The sequence below is a fragment of the Vibrio sp. K4 genome (assembly GCF_051122595.1).
Lineage (GTDB): Bacteria > Pseudomonadota > Gammaproteobacteria > Enterobacterales > Vibrionaceae > Vibrio > Vibrio owensii.
In genome coordinates this window covers 1,889,622-1,909,018 of record NZ_CP178577.1, presented here as the reverse complement: position 1 = coordinate 1,909,018, position 19,397 = coordinate 1,889,622, and the positions used below count along the sequence as shown (strand labels likewise).

General features: G+C 44.5%; 18 protein-coding genes. 9 read left to right on the top strand and 9 right to left on the bottom strand.

Features of this window, described 5'->3' with window-relative positions; translation table 11 throughout:
- Positions 1–73 precede the first annotated feature (73 nt).
- Complete coding sequence (locus tag ACLIIY_RS08575) at positions 74–520, bottom strand: META domain-containing protein (RefSeq protein WP_020194913.1); 447 nt, start codon at positions 518–520, stop codon at positions 74–76.
- A 220-nt stretch (positions 521–740) separates the two neighbouring features.
- On the opposite strand from ACLIIY_RS08575, the gene ACLIIY_RS08570 reads away from it, so the two are divergent.
- Entirely contained in the window at positions 741–989 is a 249-nt protein-coding gene (locus ACLIIY_RS08570; RefSeq protein WP_020194912.1) for a DUF1289 domain-containing protein, read from the top strand.
- A gap of 226 nt (positions 990–1,215) precedes the next feature.
- Here ACLIIY_RS08570 and ACLIIY_RS08565 read toward each other — a convergent pair whose 3' ends face one another.
- On the bottom strand, positions 1,216–1,437 hold the full coding sequence (locus ACLIIY_RS08565) for a hypothetical protein (protein WP_009705808.1): 222 nt from the start codon (positions 1,435–1,437) through the stop codon (positions 1,216–1,218).
- Between the two features lie 446 nt (positions 1,438–1,883).
- The gene (gene ushA / locus ACLIIY_RS08560; RefSeq protein WP_054822706.1) at positions 1,884–3,587 is read right to left on the bottom strand and encodes a bifunctional UDP-sugar hydrolase/5'-nucleotidase UshA; all 1,704 of its coding nucleotides are present in this window, start codon (positions 3,585–3,587) and stop codon (positions 1,884–1,886) included.
- A gap of 348 nt (positions 3,588–3,935) precedes the next feature.
- Here ushA and ACLIIY_RS08555 point away from each other — a divergent pair, with 348 nt between their 5' ends.
- Positions 3,936–4,640 carry a GNAT family N-acetyltransferase gene (locus ACLIIY_RS08555; protein ID WP_434528526.1) on the top strand — a complete coding sequence of 235 codons (705 nt, stop codon included), beginning with the start codon at positions 3,936–3,938 and terminating at the stop codon, positions 4,638–4,640.
- Between the two features lie 15 nt (positions 4,641–4,655).
- Positions 4,656–5,171: a GNAT family N-acetyltransferase gene (locus ACLIIY_RS08550; protein WP_032802687.1), complete on the top strand. Its 516-nt coding sequence runs from the start codon at positions 4,656–4,658 to the stop codon at positions 5,169–5,171.
- Between the two features lie 231 nt (positions 5,172–5,402).
- Here ACLIIY_RS08550 and rplY read toward each other — a convergent pair whose 3' ends face one another.
- Positions 5,403–5,681, bottom strand: coding sequence for a 50S ribosomal protein L25 (rplY, locus tag ACLIIY_RS08545; protein WP_005442281.1), 279 nt, complete (start codon positions 5,679–5,681; stop codon positions 5,403–5,405).
- 422 nt (positions 5,682–6,103) lie between these two features.
- Between rplY and ACLIIY_RS08540 the strand changes: the two genes are divergently transcribed.
- Both ACLIIY_RS08540 and ACLIIY_RS08535 read left to right on the top strand, forming a co-directional pair.
- On the top strand, positions 6,104–6,838 hold the full coding sequence (locus tag ACLIIY_RS08540; protein ID WP_020194908.1) for a glycosyltransferase family 2 protein: 735 nt from the start codon (positions 6,104–6,106) through the stop codon (positions 6,836–6,838).
- 14 nt (positions 6,839–6,852) lie between these two features.
- Positions 6,853–8,214, top strand: coding sequence for an LssY C-terminal domain-containing protein (locus tag ACLIIY_RS08535; protein WP_434528525.1), 1,362 nt, complete (start codon positions 6,853–6,855; stop codon positions 8,212–8,214).
- Here ACLIIY_RS08535 and ACLIIY_RS08530 read toward each other — a convergent pair.
- The 3 genes from ACLIIY_RS08530 to ACLIIY_RS08520 all read right to left on the bottom strand — a co-directional run bounded on the left by ACLIIY_RS08530 (position 8,211) and on the right by ACLIIY_RS08520 (position 10,717).
- On the bottom strand, positions 8,211–9,560 hold the full coding sequence (locus ACLIIY_RS08530; protein ID WP_005442275.1) for an ATP-binding protein: 1,350 nt from the start codon (positions 9,558–9,560) through the stop codon (positions 8,211–8,213). The two genes, ACLIIY_RS08535 and ACLIIY_RS08530, sit on opposite strands and share 4 nt — an antisense overlap.
- Complete coding sequence (locus ACLIIY_RS08525) at positions 9,550–10,209, bottom strand: response regulator transcription factor (protein WP_005442273.1); 660 nt, start codon at positions 10,207–10,209, stop codon at positions 9,550–9,552. The genes ACLIIY_RS08530 and ACLIIY_RS08525 overlap by 11 nt, the downstream gene beginning before the upstream one ends.
- A gap of 88 nt (positions 10,210–10,297) precedes the next feature.
- Positions 10,298–10,717 carry a PepSY domain-containing protein gene (locus tag ACLIIY_RS08520; protein WP_005442271.1) on the bottom strand — a complete coding sequence of 140 codons (420 nt, stop codon included), beginning with the start codon at positions 10,715–10,717 and terminating at the stop codon, positions 10,298–10,300.
- A 339-nt stretch (positions 10,718–11,056) separates the two neighbouring features.
- On the opposite strand from ACLIIY_RS08520, the gene ACLIIY_RS08515 reads away from it, so the two are divergent.
- Positions 11,057–12,400 (top strand): GGDEF domain-containing protein, encoded by a 1,344-nt coding sequence (locus tag ACLIIY_RS08515; protein ID WP_258491833.1) that lies wholly within the window; start codon positions 11,057–11,059, stop codon positions 12,398–12,400.
- A gap of 74 nt (positions 12,401–12,474) precedes the next feature.
- Here the strand turns inward: ACLIIY_RS08515 and ACLIIY_RS08510 are convergent, their stop codons facing one another.
- Entirely contained in the window at positions 12,475–14,229 is a 1,755-nt protein-coding gene (locus ACLIIY_RS08510) for a DEAD/DEAH box helicase (protein ID WP_434528524.1), read from the bottom strand.
- 74 nt (positions 14,230–14,303) lie between these two features.
- On the opposite strand from ACLIIY_RS08510, the gene rsuA reads away from it, so the two are divergent.
- The 3 genes from rsuA to ACLIIY_RS08495 all read left to right on the top strand — a co-directional run bounded on the left by rsuA (position 14,304) and on the right by ACLIIY_RS08495 (position 17,337).
- On the top strand, positions 14,304–15,005 hold the full coding sequence (rsuA, locus tag ACLIIY_RS08505; RefSeq protein WP_009705818.1) for a 16S rRNA pseudouridine(516) synthase RsuA: 702 nt from the start codon (positions 14,304–14,306) through the stop codon (positions 15,003–15,005).
- Positions 15,006–15,472: 467 nt separating this feature from the next.
- Entirely contained in the window at positions 15,473–16,675 is a 1,203-nt protein-coding gene (locus ACLIIY_RS08500) for a Bcr/CflA family multidrug efflux MFS transporter (RefSeq protein ID WP_434528523.1), read from the top strand.
- Positions 16,675–17,337, top strand: a complete 663-nt coding sequence (locus tag ACLIIY_RS08495; protein WP_434528522.1) for a DUF2913 family protein — start codon at positions 16,675–16,677, stop codon at positions 17,335–17,337. Before ACLIIY_RS08500 ends, ACLIIY_RS08495 begins: the two co-directional genes overlap by 1 nt.
- Before the next feature lie 153 nt (positions 17,338–17,490).
- On the opposite strand, the gene ACLIIY_RS08490 is transcribed toward ACLIIY_RS08495, so the two are convergent.
- Positions 17,491–19,395 carry an alpha/beta fold hydrolase gene (locus ACLIIY_RS08490; RefSeq protein ID WP_434528521.1) on the bottom strand — a complete coding sequence of 635 codons (1,905 nt, stop codon included), beginning with the start codon at positions 19,393–19,395 and terminating at the stop codon, positions 17,491–17,493.
- Positions 19,396–19,397 lie beyond the last annotated feature (2 nt).

Genomic DNA, 19,397 nt, shown 5'->3' with positions numbered 1-19,397 from the left:
AGGAACTTATGTATTTAGAGGCGATTGGTTTACACAGTAAGGTTTTAAAACCGCTCTAAAACTTAAGTTATGATTAGTTTACCCACTCACGCAGTGTGAACGTTAGTTCGTGATCTGCGTTTTTAAGTACTAGACCTTGGTCAGTCAGAGTAACGTCGCTCCAATCAGAAAGCGTTTCAGACATTACTTTTTCAATCTTCATTTGATCGCCTACACACATCATCATGGTCATGCCCATTTTTTCAATGCGTAGTTGGTTGTCTTTCAGTTCAGCTTGGCCGAAGAAGTTGTTACAACCTGCGTTGCCGTTCGCCGTTAGGTTTTCACCGATTTCCAGACGAGGGGCTTTTTGTTGTTCTTCCAATGCGATGTTTTTGCCATCGATTTGAACAAGCTCCCAGTTATGGTGCTGTAGATCCTGAGCCGTAATTTCTTTCACATTATCACCGTTGCTAGCGCATGCAGTCATTAGAACTGGAAGAGAGATTGCTGCTACTAACGTTTTTAGGCTAAGCTTCATTTTATTGACTCCGTTTTTAGAAAACGTGGTAAGTATAGGTAATAAAACACTGTTTTTGTCAGCATACGGTTATGGTTTCGTATGTTTTTAAACACAGCGTATTTTATAACAGAGATCCCATTCCCGGTATTGAAATTCACAGAAAACTTCGAAATTTCTTACAGTTATTCGACTATAAGCGAATCGGGTCTTGATGAGATAACCAAAGAACGGGTTGAGCATGGAGCAACTGGAGTTTTTTACCGTCCCGAGTCCTTGTGTCGGAGTGTGTACCTCAGACGAAAAGGGCTATTGCAAAGGATGTATGCGTAAAAGAGAAGAGCGGTTTAATTGGCTGAGCTTTACGCCAGCGCAGCAATTGCACGTGATTAAGTTGTGCCGTCAGCGTTATAGAAGAAAAGTACTGGCAGGAAAGGGGAAGGCAGAGCTACCTAAAGATGATTTGTCACCGCAACAAGATTTGTTCTGATGGATGGATTTGGTTTTCACTATTTAAACTGTCATATCTATTCGTCGGCTGAGCACCTATTCTATCGGCTTAGCTAACCAATTTATCGACGTTACCCAGTTTATCGACTTATTTACCTATTGATTGTCCAGTTCAACAACTATTCCCGGCCCAGTCTGAGAGGCTCATCCATAAGAGCCGGGAAGTTCCTATCCATTTTCTCGTCCAAAAGAGTGAGCGTTTGGCGTTATTTTAAAGACCATTGGTCGCTTACCCAGCCTCCTGCTTGTTCGTCGAAGTGACTCCCGGCAAAGCGGTGGTTTTGTTCAACCTCTAGTTTACTCGCGGGCATTTCATCCATCAGTCGATGGATATAGTTTGCCATTGGATCAGTACACGATTCGCGCTCTCTACGAGTAACCACTTCTTTAATTAATTGCAGTCTATAGCTGTTGCTGGCTCGTTTCATTTTTGACCTCCAGAACTCGATGGCAGCAGTTTGAACACATTGGCGTTCATATCGCTGCTCATTGGCGTGAGCGTAGAAGCCCATCGCCTTCGTTTGAAGTCTGAGAGACAAATTGTTTGAGAGCAGTGTTTGTAACGCCATTCACGTCTTTCTCAGAATCATTGACTGCATGAATCAAAAGTGACTCCAAAAACTCAGTTAATGAATCTGCATATTTGAAAGACCTTATCAAACATAGAAGCCGCACACAGGGGCGTCAATAACACAAATGAACATTTTTTGAACGATTTGTGAAGGTGGCGTTTTATCAGAGATTTAGCACCAATAAAAAAACCGGAGCCACTTGGGCTCCGGTTGGTCTTAGAGTCAGTCTGACACGCCTTTGTTTCGATTGTTATGCAACCGAATGGCTGTCAACGTCTAAGTGTAGACAATGTCTAGATAGATTAGCTACCAGAAGCAGGACAACCTTTCACTGGCTGACCGTTGCTGAAGTACTGGATGTTGCCTAGGTTTTTCTTGAAATCATCTGCTGAAATCTGAGGGTTCTTAGCAAAGAACTCACGTAGCACATAAGCATCTGTTAGCTGAGTAGATTCAACATCAATGATCGGGTAGTCATCGCCGCCCGCTGCGCTGAAGCTGATTACAGAGAAGGTGTACGTCGCTGCTGGATCGAAAGCTTTATTGTTGATTTCAGTAATCGTTACGTCACTTTCGTCACAGTTAACAGATAGTTTGATGTTATCCAGTTGAGCGTAAGCACCAGAACCCGCTGACTTAGTTGCAACTACGTCTAGGTACTCTTTCACTTCTGCACCCGTCATGGTCGCTTTAGTTACGAAGTTACCAAAAGGTTGTACCGTTAGTACGTCGCGGTAAGTGATGTCGCCAGTTTGGATTGAATCACGCACACCACCTGAGTTCATTACACCGAAGTCAGCGTTAACTAGCTCATAAGTACGGTACGCTTCACCCAGTAGGTGACCAAGGTTAGTTTGCTCAGAACGAACAACACTACGGTCACCTTCAAGTTTACCGTCAGTTGCTGAGATCACTTCATCTAGCAGGTCTTGACCTTGTTGTTGGTAAGGTAGAAGGATCGATTTCACTGTCGCATCGTGCTTGATGTATTCACCGATAACTTCATCGTTATCATCAAGAAGGTTCACAGGGATCAGAGCGTAGTTCGCTAGGTGAAGTTTGCCATCGTAGTATTCGAAGTCAGCACGACCTACGTATTTACCCCACTCATGCGCTTGCATGATGTAAGTACCGTTTTGTTGATCTGGCGTACAGTCATCACCTGGTTTGAAGTCAGCGTAGTTATTGGTACCTGGCTCCATACATACAGGGTTTTGAGAGTGGCCACCGATGATTGCGTCTAGCTCACCTTCTTCAAGAGAACGTGCAAGTAGAACATCACCAGGTGCTTCGCTGCCGTGTTGACCATCTTGGTAGTGGCCCATGTGAGTTGTAGCGAATACTAGGTCAACTTTTTCGTTTGCTTCGATTTCTGCAAGTACTTTTTGGATTTCAACTTGTGGATCTTCGAAGTAGATATCAGCAACGTTGTCTGGGTTTACCAGTTTCGCCGTGTCTTTTGTTGTAAGACCGATTACCGCTACTTTAAGGCCGTTAATCGTGAATACTTTGTAAGGGGCGAAGTAACGCTCGTCAGTTACTTTACCGTCTGCATCTTTCTTGTAGATGTTCGCTGCTAGCATAGGGAAGTCTGCTAGCTCAGCTTGCATGTCTAGAACATCTAGAGAGTTATCGAATTCGTGGTTACCCACTGCCATTGCATCGTAACCAATCAGGTTCATACCTACGAAGTCTGGTACTGCATCTTGCATATCTGACTCTGGTACACCTGTGTTGATGTCACCACCAGATAGAAGAATACTCTCACCGCCGTTTGCAGCAACTTCTGCACGAATAGACTCGATAAGCGTTTTACGAGCAGCCATGCCGTACTCGCCATCACTGTTGTGCCAGAAACGACCGTGGTTATCGTTAGTGTGTAGAACCGTGAACTTAGTACATGAGTCTGCTGTGTCACAGGTCACTGGAGAGTTGTCGCTGTCTGAGCCACATCCTGCTAGCGCAGCGCCGACCGAAAGTACCAAAAGGGATTTGGAAAACTTCATAAGGGATCCTTTCTTTGTGATTTTGTTATTGTTACGGCGTGCAATATACGGAAATAGTGTGAAACTTTAGTGATCTACTTCTTATTTATAGTTTTGTTGAATAAGGGAAATTACGGCACTGCAAAGCATGTCGATAAATAAACAGAAATCGTATTTAGTAAAGGTTTGTTCCATTATTGAATTAAAAGTGTGAGCGGTTTAATTGAATGCATTTTGTTTATGTGAATCAATACGCGTTTTGGTGAGATATAAAGCAAACTTTGGTGATTATTTTGCCAAATTCATGTCTTCTTAATGCCAAAGAAACAAATAGTTATACTTTTCTGTACGCTGTGTTGAGAGGAAGGGATGCTCAAAAAAACAACCGCGCTTGCCGCAGAAATCGATTGCTCATGGCAGAAACTGTTCAACGTGAACGGTAATTTGTACAACGGCTATTCTTATGACCCACATTATTGGCAAAAGTTCTCCGATCTTTGTGCTGTATTCTTATACCAATCTGATGCCTGTACGTATATATCCTGTCCTCCAAGTTTATGGGAAAGAATTAAACATTTTCAGACCAATGAGCTGGAGAGAAAATTAAATAACAAGCAATTGTTCTGTGAATACGACGATGTCGACTACTATTTATTTAATGACGATAACGTCAACAGAGACGACGAAGTGATTTCTCTTTCTATTGAGTCGGATCGTGAGTTGCTCGAATCCTTTTTAAGTCGTGAGAGTGAAGAAGATATTTTAAAGGCGGATTTTGACCTCGATAGCCATTTTTTCTATGGCATCTTCGACAACAAAGAACTGGTCGCTGTGCTTGCTTCATACTGTTATCAAGGAAAAGAACCATTCGAGTCTTTGTCCATATTAGTTTCCCCAAATTCGAGAGGGAAAGGTTATGGGAAACGGCTGCTTGGCCACTTAATTAATGAAGTGAAGACTAGGCAGCGCACAATTAGGTATCGAGTAAATATTGAAAATACGATCTCAATAAAGCTGTGCCAGTCATTAGGTTTTGAAGCGTACAGCCGTCAGAGGGTGTTTACTCAGGAATAACGAGAAAGGCGAGCAATGGGATATACAGTTAGAAATGCAGTGAGAGACGAAGCGAGTTATATCGCCAAGATACACGTTGATTCCTGGCAAGTTGCTTACAGAGGGTTGATGCCGCAAAGCTACATTGACCAGTTCACCCGAGAGCGTCGAGAACGCATGTGGACGCGAGTGATGACGGAACAACTGGCAAACCTCATCGTTGTCGAAAAGCAAAAAGAGATTGTCGGTTTTCTGAGTTATGAACTGCCTAATCATTCAAGTGAAGACAAAACGGCGATTGTAACCTGTTGCTATGTTTCCCCTTTATATTACGGACAGGGTGCAGGCAGTGCATTGATTGATGAGTTAGAAACAAGATTGCTCTCAACGCCTGTGATGCAAATTAGCCTTAAAGCATTAGATACCAATAAGCAGGGGCTGAATTTCTATAAGAAGTGCGGTTTTGTGCGCTCTGGAGAGGAAGAGGCCGAGGTTATTGATGATATGACGCTAAACGACGTTACATTGGTGAAGTATATAGCGCGAACCTAGTGCTTAAGCTCACATTTGTCTGAACTGAAATGCCCAATGTAAAGCTTGGTTGAATAGAGAGTCATTTATCAGACTCTAAGTGTAGGGGAGATTTACGTTTACCCTAAATAGTAAAACCCCGGAGGTGGTAAGTCTCCGGGGTTTTGAAATTTTTTAGATATCTCGGTTGGTAAGTCCGATAATCTTTATGCAAAAGGTTTGGATTTTATCCGTTAATTCCTTGGTAGGGAATTAGATACGGATGAAGTCCATGTGCTCAACTTTTGGCTTGTAAGCGTGACGTTGAACGTCTTGTGGCTTAACTTTAACTTCAGCGCCGTCGATCACTAGAACGATACCTTCGTAGAACTCAGGCTTGTCCATTTGGTTAACGATGTCGTCGTGGTTAAGAACGATAGCAACTGCTGCTGCTTCACCGCCGTATACAACTGCAGGGAATTTGCCAGCGTGACGTAGGCGGCGGCTCGCACCTTTACCTAGTTCAGTACGTACTACTGCTTCGAATTTCATAGTATTTACTCTCAAATTAGTAAAAAATAAAACTTTACAAACACAATGCGACCTTGTGTTCGTAGTAAAGCTTGAAACAGGAACTGTTCAAGCGAGCGCGGATACTATCATCCTGCTCTACATTCAGCAACCAAAATTGTACCTAAATCACCAAAAAGCCAGTAATTCTTCGTCAAGAAGAGTGTCTGTTTTGTGGTGTCGGCAAAACTTTGTCCGCATTGCGCTGATTTTAACCTATTTGGCTCTTTGTCAGCACGTTTTTATTTGCCTAGGACTCAATCCTCTTCCCAAGTTAATTCATTCATTAACGACATCTGTTATTCACAAAATGAACGCAAAATGAATGTTGACCTCAGTAACCGTTAAGTCAGTCGGTTCTATTCTCCATCGTACATAAACGGACAACCTCAATGGAGCACATTATGAATCCTATCAGTATCGTGATTATTACCCTCAATGAAGAAAAACGTATTGGTCGACTACTTGAAGACTTAACCAAACAAACTCACCAGAACTTTGAGGTGATCGTGGTGGACTCGAACAGCGAAGATTCGACACGTGAAGTTGCACAAGCTTACGAAAGCTCATTACCAGAACTTACCGTTCATCAGATGGAGACTCGTGGTGTCAGCTTAGGACGTAACACGGGGGCAGAATTAGCGAAATACGAACGCATTCTTTTCTTGGATGCAGACGTACGTTTGCCAAGCGATTTTCTAAGTCGTGCAATGAGCAAGTTAGAAGACGCCAAGTTAGAAGTTGCTGGTGTCTATATGGGCGCTAAAGACTTACCAATGGCGCACAAGCTAGGCTATGGCATGTTTAACGCGGGTTTGTTTATTACTCAGTACACATTCCCAACTGCGGTAGGTGCTTGCATTTTCTCTACCAAGCGTGCGCACAAAGAGATAAACGGCTTTGATGAGTCTATTACGCTTTGCGAAGATTGTGATTACGTGAAACGCGCTTCAAAAACATGGCGATTCCGCTTTTTACCAATGACGTTCGAATTCGATCCGCGTCGTTTGGAGCAAGATGGTTTCTTTAAAATGGGCATGACCTATTTCAAAGCCAATGTGCGTCGATTCTTCTTTGGAGAAATGCGTAACAACGAAATGGAGTACAAATTCGGTCACTATAAAGATCAACACTCATAATCGTCGGAGGCTGTATGCTGGAAGCGATCAGTCTGTTCTTCGGGGCATTTCTGGATGCGACGATCGGACCTAATCTCTTTGTCCCGGGCGAGCCGTTTTTGCTCGCTGCGGGCTATCAATTACACCAAGGCATCATTTGGGGCGTAATCGCCGTCCTCGTTGGTGGTTGGCTTGGTGATCAACTCAGTTACTTTATTGGCAAACATTCGGGCTCTAAAGCTCAGAGAAAGCTGATTCGTTGGCAAGCTAAGACGAAGCGCCCAATTGCTCGTTGTCGCTTGCTAATGAAAAAGCGTGGTAACACAATCTTGATCTTTGCACGTCTACTCGGCCCAGTCGCTTGGGTCGTGCCATTTATGGCGGGTTCAGCGAACGTCAGTTGGAAGCGCTTTACTGTCTGTTCATCAATAGGTTTGATACTCGGTGTTGGGCAATTTGTCGTTGCTGGATACTTGCTTGCTGCAGGTTTACAAACTTGGTTGCCACTGGATTCCCTAAAGTTAATCTTAATCGAACATAAACTTCTTATCGCTTCGGTATTGGTGGCTGTGACATTTACCGTTGTTGCGTGGAAAAAGAATTGGTCACGCAAGTGGACCAAATCACTGACGGCATTAGTGCTGTGTTTGGTTGCTGCGAATTACGGGCATTTTTTCTATCTTGCTGACGATAATGTTGAGCAAGTCGAGCCCACTGAGATTCAACCAATCGCGTTTAACGATCTTGGTTTTAAAGTGTATCCAGGACGTTCCAATGTGTTTGATGCTCAGGCCGTAAACTTGGTCTACGTCGGTGAATCACCGAGAACCTTAATGCAAGAACTCGGTTGGCTAGAAAATCAAACATTCTCAAGAAACGACATTGAGTTGTCTGATTATGTGAGTTTGTTGAAGCAAAAGCTGCCTCCTGTGTCGGATTTGTTTTGGAATGGCAAACCACAAGCGATGGCATTTCAAGAACCTGGAAGCTTACTTAAACGTTCTCATATACGCTGGTGGCAAGCAGGACACGAGGCAAGCTCAAATCAGTCGGTTTGGGTAGGGGCGATAAGCTATGATGATGGACTCAAATTAGCGCATTACTCCGGTATTGTGACTATGCTGCATCGGATTGATCCAAACGTAGACAGTGAAAGAGACCGTCTGGCGAATCAAATTGAAATGAGTCATCTAGCCTTAGTAGGGGAATTACATTCGTTGGCGCAACCTGTCGCAATGGACAATAAACATGACTATTACTCAGATGGGAATGTATTGCTGATTAGCGAGTCTTCACTTGCTTTAAATGTTCCTAATCAGCTCCCGGATACAAAAATGGCACCTAACGATGAAGCATCGATAAGTGCCATTTCAGAGTTATCACCGGATGTGATTTAAGCTCGACTCTTTTGCAAAATAAGGGTGGCTTTTAAACCGCCCATTTTACTTTCTGAGAGTTCAAGTTGGCCTCGGTAACTGTGTGCCATTTCATTCACGATGTTCAAACCCAAACCAGAACCCGGAGTGGTTTCATCAAGTCGGTAGCCACGCTTAATCACTTGACATAGTTGCTCTGCAGGAATCCCCGGACCATCGTCTTCAATAACGATGTGAATGTTGTCTTTGTCCAAGGTTGAATGAACACGAATAATGCTGTTTGCCCACTTGTAGCCGTTTTCTAGCAAGTTACCTACCATCTCATCAAGGTCAGTTTTCTCTACGGCCACATTCAGTTCAGAATCGAGCTCGTTAATCAATGTGACATCACGATGTGCATAGACTTTATCAAACGCCATCGAAATGGCATCAACACGCTCTGAAGGGTTCGATTTCACCGAAAGGATGTTCATTGAGCCAGCCATTCGAGCACGACCTAAGTGATAGTCGATGTGCTGTTGAATCTGCGTGATTGGCGCGTTCAAGCGATCTTGTTCTTCGGGCTTTAAGGTTTGCACTTCGTTTTTCAAAACAGAAAGTGGTGTTTTCAGCGCGTGAGACAAGTTCCCAGCATGGTTACGAGCACGCTCAAGCAGTTCTTGATAATGGAAGAGCAGGGCGTTGAGGTCTGAGATTAGCGGCGAAATCTCTTTCGGGTACTCTTCTTCCAGCCCTTTTTTATTGCCGGATTTTAGCTCGGCCAATTCTCTTTGTAACTTGGTCAGCGGGCTTAAAGACCACGCAATTTGCAGCAAGATAACGGCAAGTACGCCAGCAAATAGCAATCCCAAGATAATCCAAAGTTGCCCAGTTAAAGATTGAATCGTGCCTTCAATTGGGTCTTCGTCGATACCGATGATGACATCAATAGGGCCATCGTAATCAGGAAGGTAAAGGGTCTTCTTCAACGTGATGAGCTTTTCATCGCGCGCGCCAAAAGCATCTTTATCCAAACCTTTGTATTCGATTTTTTTGTCCCACAGAGAGCGAGAGCGTTCTAAGCTCGTCTCGGTAGAAGCGCTCCAGTATAAGCCACTGTATGGGCGGCTAAATCTTGGGTCGGAAAGTTGGGTAGGGAGGGTGAGTTTGCCTTTGCTGTCGACTTCAAGTTGGGCGGCGATTTCGTCCATGTAAACATTCAATTGCGAACGAGTGTCGTCCACCATGTAGCTATAAACTTGAGTCGGGATTGTTACACCAGCAGCAAGGATCATTGCGGTCAGCCAAACGACCGCAGCTAAAACTAAGCGACTCTTGATACTGAGCCGCTTAAGTACATGTATGGAAGGCCTTGCTTTATTCGGCATTCAGTTGATACCCCAAGCCACGAACGGTCTTGATGATTTTCGGTGCGATTTTCTTACGAATACGACCAATGAACACTTCAATGGTGTTTGAGTCGCGGTCGAAATCTTGCTTATAGATGTGCTCGACCAACTCGGTACGGGAAATGACTTTTTCAGGGTTGTGCATGAAGTACGCCACCACTTTGTACTCTAGCGCGGTTAAGCTGACAGCTTGGCCTTGCCATAGAACTTTTGATGAGCGCGTATCTAAGCTTAAATCACCAATCTGCATGACAGGTGATGCGTTACCTGAAGCACGACGCAGTTGAGCGCGGAGACGTGCAGTAAGTTCCACCATTTCAAATGGCTTAGTTAGATAGTCGTCGGCACCTGCATTCAAACCTTCAACACGTTGAGATAGAGTGTCACGCGCACTCAAAATCACCACGGGTGTATTAATGTTTTCGTCTCGAATGCCTTTTAGAACCGTCAAACCATCGAGTTTTGGTAAACCAAGGTCGAGTACGATCGCATCCCATTCTTCAGAAGTAGCGCGATACAAAGCATCGATGCCATCTTGAGAAAGCTCTGGCACCCAGCCATTGTTTTCTAACGTTTCTAAAATCTGTTCGCCTAAGCGAGGTTCATCTTCGACAACAAGTATTTTCATATTCTTTCTTCTTATTATGCTTAGTGACTATTTATGATTGATCAGATTATGATTGATCAGATTATGAGTAATCAGTGCTTGTGATTGATTACTGTGGCTTGAGTGCTTTATTAAAGTTACGGCCTTTGATTTCGAGCATTTCCAGCGTTGCTGCGTCGTATTCCACTTTGATTACGCTGTCATTGAACAGGATTTTCAGCTCGTATACCCACTCATCATCGTCTTCTTCAAGTTCTACTTTAATAATACGCCCATACAGATCATTCTCCACTGCTTCATACATATCAGAGAAAGGGCGAATATAGCCTTTCTGAACGGCGCGGTAGACTTCATCCTGATCTTCATCGAACTCGATTCGTGTTCCTGGTTTTTCGACGTCACGAACAATGGCATGACCGTCTTTGTCATCATGATGATCATGGTGAGACGCAAAGCTTGGTGCAGACAATAAAAGCGGTACTAAACCTAGCAGCACAGGCAGCTTGCGTGGTGTGAAGGATGTAGACATAGCAAAGCCTTTTTCGGAGAGTTAGCAAAATTATATCGGCTCGTACATGAATGGAAAGTGAATACGAAATCGAGTTCAAATTTTTCTACCTTCGTTACGATAAAAAAATAATTTCTGTAATTTAAATGGCTTATAGAGAGATTTAACAGTAATTAGGCACTGGTCGGATTTGCATTTCGCAATATGCCTATAAACAAAAACCTAACAAATGTATATTTTTCGCGCTATACGCTGCTGATATAAATATTACATATAATTGGTCTGGACAAATGATAGGGCATTTTAATTGGATAGCTCGGTACAGTTCCTAGTGTATGCATGGAGTTCTTAGGGTAGAGAATGCTTCTGTTTAAACTGTCGAAAAATCCTCTGGTCATTTCGTTACTGGTCTATGTTGCCGTCGTTTCTTCGATGAGCTTTTGGGCGATCAATCGCAGTGAAAAAGAGTTCGCTTCCATCGCCAATTATCTGGAGCTCTACAAAAGCACGGCGGTCCTAACTGGATTGAGAATTCAGTCTGACCTAAAACACGATTCTCCAGTCTCCCTTACATCAGAGCATATAAACCAATCGCAACGAGTTAAATCGTTAAACGATGACGAACTCAACCACAGCGAAAAGATTGCGTTCACCGTATTAGAAGACCTTTATCAGTACAACCGCGAGCTTGCGGAAAGACCCAACGTTCACATTTACTATCGCTCTTACACGGGGCAAAAGCTTATCTTCTCGAAAGCAGGGGACAACCTTGCTATTGAGCCTTCAATGTTCGATCCCGCTTTATGCAGTCAAACTCGCGATTGCACGTTGAATATGCACGACTCTGACTTAGCCGACCGAGTTGTCTTTTCTGAAAACTTTAATAACACCGAGACGGGAGAAACGACATTCAGCATCTCGAGCCCTGTTTATAGTGACGGGAGCATCGTTGGTGATGTGGTCGTTGAAGTTCACGTTAACTATGAGTTTTTGGAAGGGCAGAGCTTATCGACGGAGAAAGTGAACGGGCACTATTACGTCACTATCGGGCATGCAAATTACCCGTTTTATGATCTCGCTGGAGGGCTAATATTGCCGCTTGATAACGTCAGCGTGGTGATCTATCAATTGCCTGTCGTGAAGGTGATCATCGATAACCTTTGGGTGTTGCTGGTGACTTGGGTTTTGGTTCGAACTTATCATCGCCTTTATTCTTCGAATATCAAGCACAGAGATCACTTGGCGCATGCGATTAAAAGTGCCAGTCGGGATGAACTGACCGAGTTGTACAATCGCAAGGTATTTGAAGATCAAGACTTTGAAGATGCACTTAAAGATGGGCACTATTCGGTGATTCTTATCGATGGCAAAAAGTTTAAGCAAATCAATGATACCTATGGACATAAAGCGGGTGACCTAGCGCTTATTCATATCGCTAGAATGATGAAATCGACCTTTAGGCAGAGTGATTGGTTGATTCGCCTTGGTGGCGATGAGTTTGTGGTTGTTATGCCACATTGCCCGCTGGAGTCTGCAGAGGAGCTTGCTGCCAATTTGCGAGATAGCATCGCTGCACGACCTTTAGTGCGTTATGGCATAGAGGTTGGTGTGACGACGGGGGTGGCTAAAGGAACGAGTGACGAGTCTCTGCTTGATGTGATTGAACTGGCTGATCAAGACATGTATCAGTACAAGGACATTTGAGTCTAAGTCTTAAAGTGAAACAGCGCCGAAGTGGGCGCTGTTTATCATTGTATAGCTGGACGATACTTGAATTTTTACTGCTTGAGTTCGTCTTCGAAGATCTTATCACGAAGCTTCCAGAATCGACCTGATTTACGAGCAATCACGAATTGAGGTAAACGGAAACGATGTTGGTTTGCCACCACTTTCGTTGGTGATGCTTCTTCAAATGGGCGATGTTTGTCGGCAAGGTGAGGGCGCACAAACTGGTCTTTGAAGGTTTGCTTCTGTTTTTTGGTATTCAATGACCAAAACTCATGCACCAATGCGTTCCCTTCACCTTGATAGGTTTCACCAGAGTACGTCACTTTTAGTTGTGACTTACCGTCACTGGACTTAAATACCGACAAATCCATTTCTGTACATTCGAAGATCAGCGCATCTTTCAGGTTTAATGCTTCTTTGAGTTTTTTGTCTGGGTCGACAAGGGTGGCATCGCATTCATGACAAATACGCGCCGCAATGTCGTTATCAGCGCCACATTCCCCGCAGTATTTCGCTCTAAAGCGATAACCACAGTGTTCACGCTCTCCGGTTTCATCATCTTCAAAATATCCTTGGCAGCGACGACCAAAGTGCTCAAGCAAAAAGCCGTTGCTGTCTAACTTGCCCCAGAAGTTGTTATTAAAGCCGCAAGCAGGACAAGGAATGGTGATAATTTCGCTGGTGGAATCGGGCTTAGGGTCGCCCACTTCAGGTTGATATAAGTCATAGCTGTTGCCAGCGTAATCCAGAACTAAACATTCAGATTTGCCTTCCGACAGACGCAAACCACGACCAACAATTTGTTGATACAAGCTGACCGACTCGGTTGGGCGCAGAATCGCTATTAAATCCACATGTGGCGCGTCGAAGCCTGTGGTCAAAACGGACACGTTGACCAAGTACTTAATTTCACGGTTCTTGAACGACTGAATAATGGCATCGCGCTCAGGTGTTGGCGTGTCACCAATCACTATCGCGGTTTCACCTTCAGGCAGCAATCCATGGATTTCTTGCGCATGGCGAACCGTGGCAGCAAACACCATCACACCTTTGCGTTCTCTAGCGTATTGAATGATTTGCTCAACGATTTGCGGCGTCGCACGTTTGGCTTTGTCTATCACCATGTCCATTTCCGCTTCTTTGTATCGACCTGTGTTCGCTGGTTTTAGCTGCGAGAAGTCATAAGATAAGACGGGCGCATCCATCATGCGTGCTGGTGTTAAGAAGTTTTCATCCAGCAAGTAACGGATAGGAAGCTCGAAGATACAGTCACGGAAAAAGCGGGACTCTTCTGTTCGAACCTGCCCACGGGTGTGATACTGGTAAATCCAACCCATACCTAAGCGATATGGTGTTGCGGTTAAGCCCAAAACTTTAATGCCCGGGTTAAGCTCTCTCAGGTGAGTAATGACTTTTTGATAGCTACTGGTTTTTTCGTCTGGTACACGGTGGCATTCATCAATAACGAGCAAAGAAAACTGGTTCTTGAAGGAATCCAGATTACGCACCACAGATTGCACCGACGCAAACACCACTTGTTGATCGGTTTCTTTTCGCCCAAGCCCTGCTGAAAATATTGAGCCTTTGAGTCCGTAGCCTTCGTACTTGGCGTGGTTCTGTTCCACTAGCTCTTTTACGTGAGCAAGTACCAGTACTCGACCTTTGGCAAGCCTTGCTAACTCTGCAATGACCAAGCTTTTCCCCGCACCTGTAGGCAGCACAATGACCGCTGGTGTGGAGTGTTTACGAAAATAGTGAATCACCGCTTTTACAGAGTCGGCTTGGTATGGTCGAAGGGTGTACATGAAAATCTGTGAAATTGCTCAACTATTCGAATTAGGATCGCTATAATACCCGACCTTAAACATTAGAGGTATTCATGCGTTTAGATAAATATTTGTGTGATGCACTGGGCGCGACTCGCAAGCAGGCAACGAAGATCATCAAAAGTGGTGAAGTAACGGTTGATGGTGAAGTACAAAAGAGTGGCGCTTTCAAAGTGCCAGAAGGTGGTGTAGTTGAGTGGGAAGGACGCGAAGTTGGTGCTCCTGGTCCTCGTTACATCATGCTGTACAAACCTGCGGACTTTGTGTGTTCACATGAAGATGGGCACAACCCAACTGCATTCGTGTTACTTGATGAGCCAAAGGTAGAGAACCTTCACTTTGCTGGTCGTCTGGATGTGGACACAACCGGTCTTGTGTTGATCACAGACGACGGTCAGTGGTCGCACCGTATTACGTCACCAAAACACAAATGTGAAAAGACGTACCGTGTATGGCTAGTGGATGCGATTCAACCTGATTATGTTGAGAAGTTTGCTGAAGGCATTGAGCTACGTAACGAGCGTGAAGCGACACTGCCAGCACACCTAGAAATCGTCAACGAAGCAGAAAACGAAGTACTTCTAACGATTGTGGAAGGTAAATACCACCAAGTGAAACGCATGTTTGCTGCACTCGGCAATAAAGTAGAGCACTTACATCGTGAACGTATTGGTTCTATCGTGCTTGATGAAGCATTGGAGCCGGGTGATTACCGATTCTTAACCGAAGAAGAAGTCGAATCAGTTTGGAAGTAATCCATTCTATTCGGAAATAATTGCTGTTCTGGGAAATTGTTTAATTCCCGATAGGAACTAGTGTTTTGGTAGGAAATCGCTCAAAATGAGGGTTCCTACCAAATATGTCTTAGTGTCTGAACAAGACGCACATTCGCCGCTCGTAAACGCAGGCAGAACTGTATTTAATCTGAGAAAAGTCTTTTCTCTTGTTGGTCCTTACTGACGATAAGTACAGACGGTGTTAACGTCACCGCCTCTTCGTTTTAGCTCGGTTATTTTGTCGTTCTGCATACTGATCATGCAGGTTATAGCGTCGAGTTAGTCAAGACCGTCTTGGTATACTTTCGTCTTTTATGATCTTCTCATTAGTAAGGAAACTATGCTCTGTCTCCGTAACTACTACGAATTCAGGGTAGGAGAAGCGTCAATCATCTATCTCAATCAATGTGGAATGTTGATGGGAGGACACAACAAGAGGTAAAGCAATGACAGAAAAAGCCCAAAGTGCTCCCCAGTCACAAATCAGTTTTTTATTGTTTCTTGTACTCGGTGCTATTGGTGCGTTGACGCCACTTGCTATCGATATGTATCTGCCAGCTATGCCAACCATCGCAAAAGATCTTGGCGTAACCCCAGGTGCGGTACAAATTACATTAACGGCTTATACGGCAGGTTTTGCTATAGGTCAGTTAATTCACGGTCCTTTAGCAGACAGCTACGGTCGCCGACCAGTACTCATTTTAGGTGTGCTCTTTTTTGGTTTGGCAGCGGTAGTCAGTGCAACCACTAACGGTATTGATGCGCTAACTTATGTGCGCACTGCACAAGGTTTTGCTGGCGCTGCGGCTGCTGTGATCATTCAAGCGGTCGTGCGTGATATGTTTGACCGTGAAGATTTCGCGCGTGCAATGTCATTCGTGACCTTGGTGATCACGATTGCGCCTCTGGTAGCGCCGATGATTGGTGGTCACCTTGCTATCTGGTTCGGTTGGCGCTCGATCTTCTGGGTTCTAGCTATTTTTGCCGTTGTGGTGATTTTGCTGGTTCTATGGATGATCCCAGAAACGCTGAAACCAGAAAACCGTCAGCCACTAAGATTTAGAACTACGATTCGCAACTATGCGCGTCTGTGTTCTAACCCTGAGGCATTAGGTTTAATGCTTTCAGGTGCGTTTTCGTTCTCGGGTATGTTTGCATTCCTGACTGCGGGTTCGTTTGTTTATATTGATTTATATGGTGTTCGACCGGACCAATTCGGTTACCTATTTGGTTTGAACATCATCGCGATGATCATCATGACCAGCCTGAACGGCCGCTTGGTCAAGAAAGTTGGTTCACACGCCATGCTTCGCTTTGGTTTAACGATTCAGTTGATTGCGGGTATTGGTCTGTTTGTTGGCTGGATGCTTGATCTCGGTTTATGGGGAATTGTGCCATTCGTTGTGCTGTTTATCGGTACTTTGTCTACGATTGGTAGTAACTCGATGGCGTTGCTACTTAGCGGTTACCCAACAATGGCAGGTACGGCATCTTCGCTTGCGGGTACACTGCGCTTTGGTACGGGTTCATTGATTGGTGCACTCGTTGCAGCAATGCCGGGTGGTGTGTCGTGGCCGATGATCATCATTATGTTTGCTTGTTCAGTGCTGTCTGCACTGTTTTATTGGACTTTAGGAAGAAAGGCGTAATGTCTAATTACACCAAAGAAATTCAAAACTTAGTTAACGCTGGTCTGGCGGATTTAGACCAAGAGCATCGCTCAGGTAAATTGGCGAATGCGCCAGTAGCGAACAACCATTACTTAGTTCGTTGGGTAACCAAGGCGCTGAAATCACAACGTTTTGGTCGCACTGTGGGTGATGACTTAACGCGTTGGCAAAAAGCTGGTCGCTCAAAAGGTAATGATGCGGGTTTGCTATTCATCTTTAAACGCATCTCTGGCTTTTACGCGCAGTTTTTCCCAAAAGGTGAAGAGCCTAAAGTGATCAAAGATTCTGACATTGAAGCGTTCCTTGATGCAATGGAACAAGCGGGTTGGGAAGTGTCTACGTCTGAGCAACTGGTTGGCTGTGGCAAAGTGCAAATCTTCACTGAAGGTCAAAACTCACTAGCCCTATGTGCTGACCAGTGCGAAAGCTGTTTTGATGGTGAGCTACTCGTTAAACCAATGAGTTGGTTTGTTCGTGGCAACCATGCTGAGTTTGTTGAAAAAGCATCACAAGCGGGTTATATGGTTCATAAAGTGACGGATTACAAATCCATGGTGAAATACCACGGTGAATACCTGATCTTCCCTGCAAACGAAGGCAATCAGCTGGCAGAGATCCCGCTGTCATTCAAAGCAGACTAGACCGTATTTAGCATCTCAATAAGTAACCGAGCTTCACCTATAGGTGAGTTAAGAACGTTACTTATCGGAGATTATGGCTCTTTAAAGCGTACATACTGTGGTGTGTACGCTTTTTTTGTTTTTGAGGGCATGACATTCACTTCTATCAAGCGATTAAACAAACTTATGGCTGTGATCGTAGAAGTTCATGATTCGCTTCAGGGCCCAATCTCGATATCGGTCGGATTCAATTAAAATGTCATGTCTTGCATGAGGAATGCTTAAAAGCCTCGAACTAGCACAATGCTCATTGAATAAGTCTTGGGCAGGCAAGGACACAACGTTATCACCCCCTGGTTGCACGATTAAAATCGGCGTTTTAATGTCTTTGGCTTGAGCTAAACAATTTTTACCCGCAGCAACGGCTTCACTGATCCACTTCGGGCTAACACCACCGAGTCTCAGGTTGGGGTGGTTGCTCAACAAATCACTATAAGCTTTAAAGCGATTAGGGCTACTTGTATGGTCATTACCTTCAAAGGTTTTGGTCACAAATGCCGTTTGGGTAGGGGCGAAATTCGGTGTTTTCTGAAGTTGACTGATGAGTTTAATGGTGGCCGTTTGAATGCCGCCAACCACTTTGGGTAATTTGATACCAAACATTGGGCTTGTTAGGGCGCACGCTTTAACGTTGTGATCATAACTCGCGAGGTATTGAGTTGCGACAGCGCCTCCCATCGAGTGGGCGAGCATCATAACTTCGTCTTTATGTTGGCTCTCTACAACCTCTTCAAGAAACTGAGCTAAGTCTTCAACATAATGCTCAAATTGGTCCACGTGTCCAAGTTCGCTGTGCTCTGCCAAGCGTTGCGACTCTCCCTGGCCTCGATGATCAAAGGAATAGATATTGAAGTATTGGCTGAGTTCGTAAATGACTTCTTTGTACTTCCAAAACGATTCATTTCGCCCCTGAACGATGACTAACGTTCTTGTATGGTTTTGAGGGTTCACGTTGATCCAAGCGATATCATTATTCATCGCGCCTTTGAAGTAACCGCTCTTTCTGTTTTGCCATACATCATCTATTTGTTGGTGATAATCATGGTTATGGTGACTCAATTCAGATGTAATGGGGTGATAGCGTTTATAAGGCTTGTGAGGAATATTGAGTTTTCTTCCTATGCTGGTCACAAACAAGCGGCCCAGTTGAGCACCGTGCAAATAATCCGCATCGAGTTGTTTTTTCGTACTCTCAACAACCGAAGATTGTAAGTTCCGCGCTGGAGAGATTTCGTAAATGTTTACATCATCAGGAGGAGAGGCGAGAAAGCGTCGAGTTTGTCGATAAGTTTCTTCGTGTTTGAGCAAAATAGCTGATAGCTCACTCATTGTTTTGGATGGCGCGCGCTTTAGCACGGCTTCTATTAAAGGATGATGCTCGTCAAAGTCGATGGGCATCGTCCGGATCACCACGATGTGTTTGTAACCTCGACGATAAGCTTCTTCAACTGGGATTGGTGCAGATACACCGCCATCTAACCAACGTGCGCCATTGAACACAACGGGCTTTTTGTGCAGAGCGGGAATAGCACAAGATGCTCTAAGCACATCTTTCCAATTATCAACGGTGACATCAAAACACTCTGTCGTTAGGTTTCGTGCGTGTGTTGCGACGGCGACGACTTGCTTTGTTTTGAGTAAATCAGACCCTTTTTCCCAGTTTAAGGGAATGCTTGTCTCGGCATTGTCTACTAAAAAATCTAAGTCAAATCCTTCCCCATTGAGCAAGTATTTCGTGAGTTTAAAGAACTCAGGGCGTCGTGTTGTTTCTGTGATGATTTTGTAGGCATGCCCTTGATGCCCACAGACATACGAGGCGAGGTTGAGAGAGCCAGCAGAAGTACCAATCAGTAAGTCAAAAGGATTGAAATCAGCATGTAGGAAGGCATCTAACACGCCTGCAGTAAAAATGCCTCGTTGGCCGCCTCCCTCTGTCACCAACGCGATCTTATCGACGTGTTGCTGACGAAGCATAAAGTTATCATGGTGTTTACTGCTAATGATGTATCGATTGCCCATTG

Bases quoted from the DNA above. Each gene is read 5' to 3' on its own strand.
- ACLIIY_RS08575 (WP_020194913.1), bottom strand. From the start codon at position 520: ATGAAGCTTAGCCTAAAAACGTTAGTAGCAGCAATCTCTCTTCCAGTT.
- ACLIIY_RS08570 (WP_020194912.1), top strand. From the start codon at position 741: ATGGAGCAACTGGAGTTTTTTACCGTCCCGAGTCCTTGTGTCGGAGTG.
- ACLIIY_RS08565 (WP_009705808.1), bottom strand. From the start codon at position 1,437: ATGAAACGAGCCAGCAACAGCTATAGACTGCAATTAATTAAAGAAGTG.
- ushA (WP_054822706.1), bottom strand. From the start codon at position 3,587: ATGAAGTTTTCCAAATCCCTTTTGGTACTTTCGGTCGGCGCTGCGCTA.
- ACLIIY_RS08555 (WP_434528526.1), top strand. From the start codon at position 3,936: ATGCTCAAAAAAACAACCGCGCTTGCCGCAGAAATCGATTGCTCATGG.
- ACLIIY_RS08550 (WP_032802687.1), top strand. From the start codon at position 4,656: ATGGGATATACAGTTAGAAATGCAGTGAGAGACGAAGCGAGTTATATC.
- rplY (WP_005442281.1), bottom strand. From the start codon at position 5,681: ATGAAATTCGAAGCAGTAGTACGTACTGAACTAGGTAAAGGTGCGAGC.
- ACLIIY_RS08540 (WP_020194908.1), top strand. From the start codon at position 6,104: ATGAATCCTATCAGTATCGTGATTATTACCCTCAATGAAGAAAAACGT.
- ACLIIY_RS08535 (WP_434528525.1), top strand. From the start codon at position 6,853: ATGCTGGAAGCGATCAGTCTGTTCTTCGGGGCATTTCTGGATGCGACG.
- ACLIIY_RS08530 (WP_005442275.1), bottom strand. From the start codon at position 9,560: ATGCCGAATAAAGCAAGGCCTTCCATACATGTACTTAAGCGGCTCAGT.
- ACLIIY_RS08525 (WP_005442273.1), bottom strand. From the start codon at position 10,209: ATGAAAATACTTGTTGTCGAAGATGAACCTCGCTTAGGCGAACAGATT.
- ACLIIY_RS08520 (WP_005442271.1), bottom strand. From the start codon at position 10,717: ATGTCTACATCCTTCACACCACGCAAGCTGCCTGTGCTGCTAGGTTTA.
- ACLIIY_RS08515 (WP_258491833.1), top strand. From the start codon at position 11,057: ATGCTTCTGTTTAAACTGTCGAAAAATCCTCTGGTCATTTCGTTACTG.
- ACLIIY_RS08510 (WP_434528524.1), bottom strand. From the start codon at position 14,229: ATGTACACCCTTCGACCATACCAAGCCGACTCTGTAAAAGCGGTGATT.
- rsuA (WP_009705818.1), top strand. From the start codon at position 14,304: ATGCGTTTAGATAAATATTTGTGTGATGCACTGGGCGCGACTCGCAAG.
- ACLIIY_RS08500 (WP_434528523.1), top strand. From the start codon at position 15,473: ATGACAGAAAAAGCCCAAAGTGCTCCCCAGTCACAAATCAGTTTTTTA.
- ACLIIY_RS08495 (WP_434528522.1), top strand. From the start codon at position 16,675: ATGTCTAATTACACCAAAGAAATTCAAAACTTAGTTAACGCTGGTCTG.
- ACLIIY_RS08490 (WP_434528521.1), bottom strand. From the start codon at position 19,395: ATGGGCAATCGATACATCATTAGCAGTAAACACCATGATAACTTTATG.